Source organism: Calothrix rhizosoleniae SC01 (genome assembly GCF_900185595.1).
Taxonomy (GTDB): domain Bacteria; phylum Cyanobacteriota; class Cyanobacteriia; order Cyanobacteriales; family Nostocaceae; genus Calothrix_A; species Calothrix_A rhizosoleniae.
This window is the reverse complement of record NZ_FYBH01000300.1, coordinates 1-11438: the sequence shown is the minus strand read 5'-3', so window position 1 is coordinate 11438 and position 11438 is coordinate 1. Positions and strand designations below refer to the sequence as shown.

Below are 11438 nucleotides of genomic sequence, written 5' to 3'. Positions count from 1 at the left end.
TTAAGCCTTCATTAATAGCTGGTCGTGCAAGACGTTCAACCTGCTTAAATCTGCGAGTGCGAGGGTCTCTGACAGAGATAGTCTGCCACACATCGAAGGTTGTGGCTTTAGTATGTCCTTGTAATAAAGAACGGGGCACTCTAACAGTGACAGTATTGACATTATATCCTGTGGCAAAGTCGAGGGCTTTGTCAGGTGAGCGGAAACCAACTTGGGGTCCTATACCCAAAGCACCGGCACGAACTCGGAAGTATTGTTCAACATCAAAGAAGAATGGATCTTCCCGCAATCCTGCAAATACACTAACTTTGGATTTTCCCAAATGTAGTTCATTCAGGGTTGGGTTTTCACTTGCACTTAAAGGAGTTGTTGTACCGATATCAGAACCAATTCTTCTACCATTAGCGATCGCAATGAGTCTGAATTTCTGCTCCCCTCGGCTGTTGGGCCGACTAAATTTAAACCGCAGGGTCACATCTTCTTTGCCTGTGGGGGTTGCATCTTTATTGACAACGCGGCTAATTTTGAACTCATAACGGGCATTGCTGCTGAAATAATATTGCTGACGTGCAACTGAGCGCGGATTAGTATTCATGACGAATATCAAGTCATCTCCATTTGCACTGGGATTTTGGTCTTTTTCCCGGAATACATATAAATCAGTTAAATTCAGATTGCGACCTTTTGTATCGACTTCTCCATCATCATGGTCAGAAGCTTGAACAAACATGGGGATAAATGTTGCTATACCAACGGTTAAACTTAAGGCGATGACACTTGCTCCCATCAGTTTTTTCCAATTCAGATTTTTGAGACTCAGACGGTGCAAGGATTTTTTAGCAGCAATTGTTGTTGTATTCTTCATTTGGGTATCTCCTGACATATTTGTCATTGCTTATGGGTAAACTTTTAAACTGGGTCGATCAACCTCCCATTCAAATTGATATACGCCAAGATTGGCTGCTTGGATCTCTTGGCGAACAAAAATCTTTGTTACCGAACTGTAAGAGTGGGTTTTAGCAATGATATGAAATTTATGTCCCCTGATTTTAGATATGGGATAAATCCAAAATTCGACCCCCTGTATCCCCCCAAGGAACCCCTCCAAGAGAGGAATCCAAAATCCAAAATCCAAAATCCAAAATTGAATGACTGCAAAACCAAGTATTGACGAAATCGCCCTTGTAGCTAGAATTGCCGAGCAAGACCAAACTGCCCTAGCCACACTTTATGACCTTTATGCTAGTTTGTTATATGGTGTGGCATTTAAAATTTTAGGTACAGTAGAAGAAACAGAAGAAGCAGTGTTGGATGTTTTTCAGCAAGTATGGCGGACTGCTGCACGCTATAATCCCCAAAAAGCACAGGTAGATACTTGGCTATTTATGCAAATTCGCAGTCGAGCATTGGATAAACTGCGGTCTAAAAAAAGAATTGCACGCACACAACAAATATCTTTAGATGCTATAGATATGGAGGCACAAGCACCAACTAAGAACCCAGTTGAAGATGTGATAGTCCTTGAGCGTCGCAAGTTGATAGTCAAAGCTATGCAACAATTACCACCAGAACAGCGACAAGTGATTGAGTTAGCATATTTCCAAGGATTAACCCATACCGAAATTGCCACTCAAACTGATGTTGCTATAGGAACTATTAAAACTCGGATTCGTTTGGGATTAAATAAATTGCGTGGTTTCCTCAGCTCTTTAAATTCCAGCGAGCTAGGATAGATATATCAAGAATAGTAAAAATGAAACCCGAAAACTTCTCTGAATTAGCGGCTTTATATGCTCTCGATATTCTCGACGAGTCAGATTCCCATGTACTTGAGGAAACGGTGCTAGAGTTCCCAGAATTAGAAATGGAACTGGCAGAATTTCGGAATGCTGCGGGTGCGATCGCTTATACTGTTCCTGATGTGACTATGGCTACCGACCTCAAAGAGCGCCTATTCCAACGTATTAATGGGGAAGTCTCCATTGATACTTTGAAAGAACAAGCAGCTCAAGTTACTTGGAAACCTTATTCCCTTCCTGGGGTAATGATCGGTATCCTCAATGTGGATGAAGAAAAGCGGGAAATTAGTTGTTTCTTACGTTGTGAAAGTAATGTTCGCTTTCCCAAACATGGACATGTTGGCAATGAGGAAATAATCATATTAGAAGGTAATTTGGTTATTGATGGGAAATTGTATACAAGTGGCGATCGCATTTATTCCTTTTCCCATACTGTACATGAACCAGAAACTTCCCAGGGATGTTTGTTATTTCTCAAAACTTCTAGTGACAGTATTAAAATTAGATAGAAAATATCAATCATTATTTTTAAGCCTTCGAAGAAAATTGGGAAGTATATTGAGAATAAGGCCTAATGTCAATAATGCCTTATTAATTAATAAAAAATAATTTTATCAAAAATTACAATCAAGGAGTTTAATATGGTTCCTTTTGACCTCAAGTGGATACGTGGGCAATTTCCCGCCCTCACCCAAGAAATTAATGGTCAACCTGCAATTTTCTTTGATGGCCCTGGTGGGACTCAGGTTCCGGGTGCTGTGATTGATGCGATCGCAGATTATTTGGTACGTTCCAATGCCAATGCTCACGGAGCTTTTGCCACCAGTGCTCGTACAGATGCCCTAGTTACCTCTGCACGAATGGCGATCGCAGATTTTCTGGGTTGCGAGCAGCAGGAGGTAATATTCGGTGCAAATATGACTTCTGTGACCTTTGCTTTCAGTCGAGCCATAGGGAGGGAAATCCAACCAGGGGATGAAATTGTTGTCACCAAACTTGACCATTCTGCCAATGTAACTCCTTGGTACGCTCTAGAGGAGCAGGGAGCAATTATTCATGAGGTTGATATTAATACCGTAGATTGCAGCCTAGATATGAATAGTCTGCAACAGCAGCTTAACCACCGCACAAAGTTAGTGGCAATTGGTTATGCTTCTAATGCTACGGGCACAATTAATGATATGGCAGAGGTGGTGAAACTTGCTCATGAGGTTGGTGCTTTAGTTTTCATCGATGCAGTCCATTATGCACCCCACGGCCCCATTGATGTCAAAGCTTTAGATTGTGATTTTCTCGCCTGTTCTGCCTATAAATTCTTTGGCCCCCATTTAGGTATTTTGTATGGCAAACAGGAGCATCTCGCAAGGTTCAAACCCTATAAAGTGAAACCAGCATCCGATGAAATCCCCTGCTGCTGGGAAACTGGTACCCTCAATTTTGAAGGACTAGGGGGAATGGTAGCAACTATCAATTATTTAGCAAAAGTCGGTTGTCATGTTTCCCCTTCCAGCCACGGAGACTTACTTGCCGCTTTGTTAGAGACAGAAGCGGGGAAAACGCCGGCATTTCGCTGTCCTCCTACCCATGCAGTTGCTACCGCCTATCCCAGTCGTCGCGCAGCTTTAGTGACAGCAATGTCGGCAATTCAGGAATACGAAAAAGAACTTAGCCAACAGCTGATTAGCCAATTGTTAGCTATTCCTGGCTTAACCTTGTATGGCATCACCGATCCCGCAAATTTTTCCCATCGCACACCCACCGTTAGTATCCGCATTGCAGGTATATCTCCTGCAACCTTAGCTAAAGAATTAGGCGATCGCGGTATTTTTACTTGGCATGGTAATTTTTATGCCCTCGGTTTAACTACAAAGTTAGGAGTGGAAAACAGTGGTGGCTTACTTCGGATTGGATTAGTACATTACAATACAGATCAAGAAATTGCAGGTTTAATACAATCGCTAACAGAAATTACCAGAATGTAACGAGAGGGTGAATTTTCTACACTGTATAGCAAAATTTAATGTTAACCAAGCTAATTTTTTGGCGGTCAGCATATAGTCCTACGCGTAAGTAATAAGTTTACTGTTCATGGACTTGGTGCTTCAACAATTTCCTAACGGTTCGACTCCGCTCACCGTTAGCCCTGAGCGGAGTCGAAGGGCTAACCTAATTGCATAGTGCTATATAAGAAATTCTCTATACCAATAGTTTTACTGTTACAAATTGTAAAACTTTTTGCCATAATATGTAACTTAATAGCCCACAACTGCGGTTTTTGTGTATTAAGTTGCTGATCCCCAAAACATAAATATATTAGCTAAGGAATCTGTGCATGACTCAAACTGTTTGGATTGCAAGACATGCTAACCGCCTGGACTTTGTTAACCCCGAGTGGTTTTTAACTGCGGAACGACGCTATGATCCGCCTTTATCTGATGATGGAATGGTGCAAGCACAACAACTAGCGGAACGTTTAACAACCGAAACAATTGATCATATTTTTGCTTCACCTTTTCTGCGTACAGTTCAAACAGCCAATGCGATCGCGGAAAAATTAGATTTACCCATTAAACTGGAAACGGGTTTGAGTGAATGGCTCAATCCAGCTTGGATGACGGAGGAGCCAGAAAGATTATGCACACCAGCCTTAGCAGAACTCTTTCCCCGCATTGATACTAGCTATACACCCCAAATTACTGCCACATACCCGGAAACCCTAGCACAAACCAGACAGCGTTCTGGGCAAACATCCAGAAGCCTGGCTAGAGAATATGCTCCCAAGCATATCCTCCTCATCGGACATGGAGCCTCTGTAAAAGGTGCTGCTATGGGATTGGTAGGGGAAATAGCTGATAATGGGGAAAAAGTACGTTTGTGTAGCTTATTCAAGGTTGTACATCAAAATTCAGGCTGGTTATTAGAAGTTAGGGGTGATACCTCCCATTTAACTCATGTAGAAGAAGTTGTTCGACTTCACTAATATTTGGAAGTGGAGAAGAAATTTAAGAAGTAGGTTGGGGTTTCCCCAGCTGGAGTGAAGGAGGCAAGAGCAACTATGTTTTTCCCACTTATGCTTTGCACTACAATTCTACTCTGAAAATATTAGTATTTCTTGATTGCTAATTACCCATCAATCTAAAATCTCAAACCCAGAATCGGCATGACTTTATTATTAGCAGGAGATATTGGCGGTACAAAAACTATTTTGCAATTGGTGGAAGCATCACCACAGCAAGATTTACATCCTATTGCTGAGGAACGTTATCCCAGTGGTGATTTTACCGATTTAGTGCCAATGGTGCAGCAATTTTTGGCAAAGACAAATATGGGAACCCCTGACAAAGCTTGTTTTGGTATTGCTGGCCCTGTAGTGAATAATACAGCCAAGTTAACAAATATTGCCTGGTCTTTGGATGGGGAACGTTTACAATCTGAGCTTGGTATTGCCCAGGTTTCCCTCATCAATGACTTTGCTGCCGTTGGCTATGGTATTTTGGGCTTAAAAGCAACTGATTTGTGTACTCTACAACCGGGTAAACCCAATTCAGAATCACCAATTGCTATTCTTGGTGCAGGTACTGGTTTAGGACAGGGATTTTTAGTTAAGCAGGGAGAGTATTATCAAGTTTTTGCTTCGGAAGGAGGACACGCTGATTTTGCTCCCCGGAATGAGTTAGAGTTTCAACTGTTGAAATATTTGCTGGATAAACATGGTATCCAACGCATTTCTGTGGAAAGGGTGGTTTCTGGCTTGGGATTAGTTTCCATTTATCAATTCATGCGGGATCGACAACTTGCCAGTGAATCACCAGAAATTGCTCAAGTGGTAAGAACCTGGGAACAGGAAGCGGGAAAACAGGAAAAAAGTGTCGAGCCTGGTGCTGTTATTGGTATGGCTGCGGTGCAAAAAAGCGATCGCCTGGCGGAAAAAACTATGCAGTTATTTGTGGAAGTTTATGGTGCTGAAGCAGGAAATCTCGCCCTGAAACTTCTTCCATACGGTGGTTTATATGTTGCGGGAGGAATTGCAGGCAAAATACTTCCCTTGTTGCAATCGGGTAGTTTTTTATTCAACTTTACCCAAAAAGGTAGAATGCGGGGCATTTTATCAAATATACCCGTGTATATTGTGCTAAATCCACAAGTGGGACTTATTGGTGCTGCTGTTTGTGCAGCTAGGTTATAACTGCTAGCAGTATGTGTAATATCAGCATCTATAAAAAAGCAAAAATAATGACAACCAAAATTTTTGTCCCATTAATTGCCACCAGCTTATTTTGTGCTGGATTAGCACCTGTTGAGGCATATCAGCCAAAATCAACCATGTCTCAAAAACAATCATTATCTCCAGCAAAACCCCAGAAACCTCAATGGAAGAGATTTACCCCTCCCGATAAAATGTTCGCGGTGTTAATGCCAGGAAGACCAAAACAAACTTCCCAGATACAAAAAACTTACATGGGGGAAATTGAATTACAAATATTTGTTGCTCAGCCCCCAAATCAGGAAGTTGCTTATTTAGTCGTATCCAATCAATTCCCATTCAGCTACGCTAAAATGGCACATCCCCAAACTATACTTAACAATGCCCAAAAAATGGCTTTAAAAACAACCCAAAGCCGATTAATTAGTCAACGTAATATTCGTAGTTCTAATGGTCATCCCGGTAAGGAAATTAAGTATATTAACTCTGGGGGTAAAATAACTACTAGTAGAATGTTTGTTGCCCAAGGACGGTTGTATCAAGTGATGGCAATGACCACATCCAAGCAGCATAAAACCCTATCTAATACAATTCAAGGGTATTTAAACTCTTTTCAATTAGTTCTACGACCTTGACCACTTTCACTGACTGGAAAATGGGGAGTCGGGAATCGGGAATCGGGAATCGGGAAAAGGTATTTTATCCTTTGTGGTGAAAATTTTTTGGAGTAGAAAAAATGGGAACAATGGGAGTGAAAATATTCCCTGTCCCCCATTCCCTGTTCTCTAGCTCCAGCAAAGGACTTTTACAGCAAGTACTATTGATGAATAACTATTGTTGTTCCTACAGATGCCCATTTATACAACCATTTTGCATGATCTGGTGCTACATTCACACATCCATGACTAACTGGAGTACCAAAGCGGCGATGCCAATATGCTCCATGAATGGCGTAGCCTCCCTGATAGTACATGGTATGTGGAACATCGGGAACATCATAGTCTTCCCCTTTCATTCTGGTTTTGCGGAGCTTGGTTTTAACTCTAAAAATACCTGTACGGGTAGGTGTTTCTTTTTTACCAGTGGAAACAATCACTGCATAAACAGGTTTTTTCCCTTTCCATGCAATCAGTCTTTGTCTTGATAAATCAATTTGAATCCAGGAACGCTGGGATTTTTTGAGAATATTAATTTTTCGTGAAATTCTGGAAGTTCTCCGAGTTTTACGAATTTTACGAGTTTTACGACTTCTAGAGGATTTAGGAACTCTAGAAGTTCTGGAAGCTCTGGGATTTATGTGATGTGCAAAACTTGTTTCGCTAGGTATACTAACTAGGCTTCCGGTTAAGGTTATGCCCACAAGTAAAATTTTTAAAGAGCGTATTAATTGGGTAGAAATTAAATTTGTCATCAGGTAGACACATTAAACTGACTGATATTGCCAACATTAATAGATCTGTTAGTTTTTATTAGCGATCGCTAACAATCTTCAGGTAACAAAACCATTTTTATTATTATTGGCACTCAGTATACTTGTAAATCGAAAAAGCGCTAAAATTTACAAAATTAAGACTCTCTTAAACAGCGAAACAGCTAAAATCACTCAATTTTCTAGTCGCTACAGTATTTTTTCTGAAAATTATTTACATTTAAGTAGCTAAAATTACATTTTAAGCCTTTTGAGTCTAAGGATGTTTCCTAGAGCAAGTTTCATGATATCACAAGGGGTATCACCCCTATGTGGTAATTATCTATCCCACCTCTCTCTGGGCAATTCTTAATTTAGCAGAACGCGATCGCTGATTTTGGGCAATTTCGTCAGTTTGGGCAATGATTGGCTTTTTGGTTAGCACTTTTAACAAAGGTGAGTTTCTCAGACTGTGTTTTACTAATCTGTCTTCCAGGCTGTGAAAGCTGATGATGGCAATTCTACCATCGGGGACGAGGGACAGTGGTGCTTTTTCTAACAATGTTTCTAGGGATTTTAATTCATCATTCACCGCAATTCGTAATGCTTGGAAAACCCTGGTAGCAGGATGAATTCTACCATGGCGGTATTTACCAGGAACACAGTTAGCGATCGCATGGGCTAATTCTGTAGTAGTGGAAAAGGGACGTTGTTCCACAATTCGCCGAGCAATTCGCCGAGAAAGTCTTTCTTCTCCATAATGGAAGAAAACATCCGCTAATTCCTTCTCATCCCAGTGATTAATAATCTTAGCCGCAGTTAAAGCCTGTCTTCGATCCATTCGCATATCTAAATCGGCGGTGTGGCGAAAACTAAAACCTCGCTCTGGTGAATCCAAATGGTAAGAACTCACCCCCAAATCGGCTATAATCCCATCAAAAGCATCAGGGGAAAAATCATAAGCAGCAAAGTTACTCAGGATAAACTTAACTCTACCCTCAAACCCTACCAACTGCTTCTGTGCCGCTGCTAAAGCATCCTCATCTTGGTCAACAGCAGTGACGCGGACATCTGGTGCAGCTGCTAAAATCAGGCGAGAATGACCCCCACCCCCCACCGTTACATCCAAATAATGTCCCCCTGGACGAATTGCCAAACCTGTAATAGCTTCTCTACTCAGGACTGGTAAATGAAAAAAATCTCCTTCCCCCATGCTCTTGAACTCAAGCTCCCTATAATAATTGAAGAAGTGCAACAGAATTAAACATCACACACCAACCCTAAACCTCACTCTTCTCCAACTTACTTTGTATCGGACATTTTTTGTCCCCACCCTTGCCTTTAGTTAATTGGCATCCAAGCAGTTCAAGTTTAAAATTTTTACACACGGGAGAACAAGGAATATATGGCAAGAATTGAAACCCGCACAGAACCAATGGTGCTGAACATGGGACCTCACCATCCCTCCATGCACGGTGTTTTGCGGTTAATTGTCACCTTAGATGGCGAGGATGTCATTGATTGTGAACCGGTGATTGGCTATTTGCACCGGGGAATGGAAAAAATAGCGGAAAACCGCACCACCGTTATGTATGTTCCCTACGTTAGTCGATGGGACTATGCGGCGGGAATGTTTAACGAAGCCGTAACGGTGAATGCACCGGAAAAATTGGCAGGGATTACCGTTCCCAAACGTGCCAGTTACATCCGCGTTATTATGCTGGAATTGAACCGCATTGCCAACCATTTACTATGGTTTGGTCCATTTCTAGCAGATGTTGGCGCTCAAACACCCTTCTTCTACCAATTCCGGGAACGGGAGATGATTTATGACCTCTGGGAAGCCGCTACCGGCTATCGCATGGTTAACAATAACTATTTCCGGGTTGGTGGGGTAGCAGTTGATTTACCCTATGGTTGGATAGATAAGTGCTTAGATTTCTGTGAATATTTCTTACCTAAGATAGATGAATATGAGCGCCTAGTTACCGATAATCCTATTTTCCGGCGACGGGTAGAAGGCATTGGCACTATTACTCGGGAAGAAGCAATTAACTGGGGTCTTTCTGGTCCCATGTTAAGGGCATCCGGGGTGAAGTGGGATTTACGCAAAGTTGACCATTATGAATGTTATGATGACTTTGACTGGGATGTTCAGTGGGAAACTAGTGGTGATTGCCTAGCCCGTTACTTCGTGAGAATGCGGGAAATGCGTGAATCCGTGAAAATTCTTAAGCAAGCGATCGCTGGACTTCCTGGAGGCCCTTACGAAAACTTAGAAGCTAAGCGAATACAAGCTGGGAAAAAATCTGAGTGGGATGCCTTTGATTACCAGTATGTTGCCAAAAAAGTCGCTCCTACTTTTAAAATGCCCAAAGGTGAAATTTATTCCCGTGTTGAGAGTGGGAAAGGTGAAGTGGGTATATATCTAGTGGGTGATGATAATTCTTTCCCTTGGCGCTGGAAAATTCGCGCGGCGGATTTTAATAACCTGCAAATCTTACCACATTTATTGAAGGGCGTGAAGGTCGCAGATATTGTCGTGATTTTGGGTAGTATTGACGTAATCATGGGGTCTGTAGATAGATAAGCTCCATAATTCTTAATATTTTGATACCATAGAGACGTGCCTAGGTACGTCTCTATATTTTTACGATGGTTCATGATAGTAAATTCATGAGAATCCGTATAAATTAAGAGTCCCCTCGCTTTTAGTCATGGGAAGTGTTAAGAACAAGAAGTTGAATTTGATCTTAGGAGGTAAAAGGTAGTTCCGATGAAAAAATTTTCACTCCTAAACATCAGCATAATTTTCCCATCCTCAACCCTCACTCCTCACTTTTTAAATTGAAATTAATTTGAAATCGTTTTTGCCATATATAAATCACCAATTACTAATCACCAAAATTCATAACTGTGCCAATAAATTTTCAGCCAGAATTTACCCCTAACTCTGTAGAGCAGGGTTTGCAGAGAATCATCAATCGCCTGACTATAAAAATGCGGCAAGATACATTAGTCAGACAAACCACACAAGAACTTCGAGAATTCCTGGAAGTTAATCGTGTAGTTTTGTATTATTTTTACAATCATTGGCATGGTCAAGTTACATTTGAATCCTTGAGTGATGAGCAGTTTTCTATTTTAGGTTCTACTGGTCCCGATGAATGTTTTACTGACCAATATGCAGATTTGTATTTATCAGGTAGATTTAGGGCGATTCCCGACATTGAAGTCGAAGAGATCAGTGATTGTCATCGGGATTTTCTCCGCAGTCTAAATGTACGTGCTAATTTAGCAGTACCAGTATTAATACCCAAGGGGCTATGGGGATTACTAGTAGCACATCACTGCCAAGCACCCCATAATTGGTCAAAATCAGATATTGAAATGATGAAAGCTGGTGCAGAAAAATTGGCAACAGCACCTTGTATCTTGGAGAGCTAAGTCGGTGTTTTTTTGAATTAACTTAACGCGAAAGTCCCCTACTTCTCCCTCAATCAAACCTGATTCCCAATTTATAGCTGTAGCCAGATTAATTAGGACGCTGGTTGCCTGAGAACGATTTCCATTGCATCATGTAGATTATTTAATGTGGGTAAAAGCTTGCGAACTCTACCTTTCAAAGTTGCCCAACACTTTTCAATCCGATTGAGATCAGGAAAATAAGGGGGTCGGTAAATCAACTGGCATCCAGCCTGTTGAATCAATTGAGCAATTCGACCACCACTCTGGAAAGGTAGCATTATCTACAATTACCCACTCACCGGGATGTAGGGTTGGAATCAAGCAAGTTTCTAGCCAAGTCTCAAACACGGTGCGATTACACCCGCCTTCCACTTAATGCACCCCGTATAAATTTTCTCATAAAATTTTGAACAACAGAATACATCATTAATTGTGTTAGTAATTCTAATCAAAGCTAATGAAATGCATTAAGTGGTTTTTAATATATGTAAACTATTGATAGCGATCGCACTGTGCCAGTTGCGTAAGTCCTAGTAAAATTTCAAGTGAGGAATCATTA

Annotated in this window: 12 protein-coding genes; 8 read left to right on the top strand and 4 right to left on the bottom strand. The window is 41.2% G+C overall.

The genetic code is table 11. From position 1 onward, the window contains the following. Nucleotides 1–865 (bottom strand): DUF4331 family protein (locus CALSC_RS18100; RefSeq protein WP_200817679.1); only part of this gene is annotated, 865 nt, incomplete at its 3' end. 283 nt (nucleotides 866–1148) lie between these two features. Between CALSC_RS18100 and CALSC_RS18090 the strand changes: the two genes are divergently transcribed. From CALSC_RS18090 to CALSC_RS18065, 6 genes are all read left to right on the top strand, one after another. Then, a complete protein-coding gene (locus CALSC_RS18090) occupies nucleotides 1149–1733 on the top strand; it encodes a sigma-70 family RNA polymerase sigma factor (protein ID WP_088242690.1) in 585 nt (194 codons plus the stop codon). Nucleotides 1734–1753: 20 nt separating this feature from the next. Continuing rightward, nucleotides 1754–2308: a cupin domain-containing protein gene (locus CALSC_RS18085; protein ID WP_088242689.1), complete on the top strand. Its 555-nt coding sequence runs from the start codon at nucleotides 1754–1756 to the stop codon at nucleotides 2306–2308. Nucleotides 2309–2440: 132 nt separating this feature from the next. Next, nucleotides 2441–3781 carry an aminotransferase class V-fold PLP-dependent enzyme gene (locus CALSC_RS18080; RefSeq protein WP_088242688.1) on the top strand — a complete coding sequence of 447 codons (1341 nt, stop codon included), beginning with the start codon at nucleotides 2441–2443 and terminating at the stop codon, nucleotides 3779–3781. 350 nt (nucleotides 3782–4131) lie between these two features. Further along, complete coding sequence (locus tag CALSC_RS18075; RefSeq protein ID WP_088242687.1) at nucleotides 4132–4779, top strand: histidine phosphatase family protein; 648 nt, start codon at nucleotides 4132–4134, stop codon at nucleotides 4777–4779. A 180-nt stretch (nucleotides 4780–4959) separates the two neighbouring features. Further along, nucleotides 4960–5985 carry a glucokinase gene (locus CALSC_RS18070; RefSeq protein WP_088242686.1) on the top strand — a complete coding sequence of 342 codons (1026 nt, stop codon included), beginning with the start codon at nucleotides 4960–4962 and terminating at the stop codon, nucleotides 5983–5985. A 47-nt stretch (nucleotides 5986–6032) separates the two neighbouring features. After that, nucleotides 6033–6638, top strand: coding sequence for a hypothetical protein (locus CALSC_RS18065; protein WP_088242685.1), 606 nt, complete (start codon nucleotides 6033–6035; stop codon nucleotides 6636–6638). Nucleotides 6639–6820: 182 nt separating this feature from the next. Here the strand turns inward: CALSC_RS18065 and CALSC_RS18060 are convergent, their stop codons facing one another. Both CALSC_RS18060 and rsmH read right to left on the bottom strand, forming a co-directional pair. Then, nucleotides 6821–7414, bottom strand: coding sequence for a L,D-transpeptidase (locus tag CALSC_RS18060; protein WP_088242684.1), 594 nt, complete (start codon nucleotides 7412–7414; stop codon nucleotides 6821–6823). Nucleotides 7415–7754: 340 nt separating this feature from the next. Continuing rightward, a complete protein-coding gene (rsmH, locus tag CALSC_RS18055) occupies nucleotides 7755–8624 on the bottom strand; it encodes a 16S rRNA (cytosine(1402)-N(4))-methyltransferase RsmH (RefSeq protein WP_088242683.1) in 870 nt (289 codons plus the stop codon). Between the two features lie 192 nt (nucleotides 8625–8816). On the opposite strand from rsmH, the gene CALSC_RS18050 reads away from it, so the two are divergent. Together CALSC_RS18050 and CALSC_RS18045 are read left to right on the top strand one after the other, a co-directional pair. Beyond that, nucleotides 8817–10001 carry an NAD(P)H-quinone oxidoreductase subunit H gene (locus CALSC_RS18050; RefSeq protein ID WP_088242682.1) on the top strand — a complete coding sequence of 395 codons (1185 nt, stop codon included), beginning with the start codon at nucleotides 8817–8819 and terminating at the stop codon, nucleotides 9999–10001. 326 nt (nucleotides 10002–10327) lie between these two features. Continuing rightward, complete coding sequence (locus CALSC_RS18045; protein ID WP_235006841.1) at nucleotides 10328–10858, top strand: GAF domain-containing protein; 531 nt, start codon at nucleotides 10328–10330, stop codon at nucleotides 10856–10858. Nucleotides 10859–10950: 92 nt separating this feature from the next. Here CALSC_RS18045 and CALSC_RS18040 read toward each other — a convergent pair whose 3' ends face one another. Further along, a complete protein-coding gene (locus CALSC_RS18040) occupies nucleotides 10951–11157 on the bottom strand; it encodes a transposase (protein WP_088242681.1) in 207 nt (68 codons plus the stop codon). Nucleotides 11158–11438 lie beyond the last annotated feature (281 nt).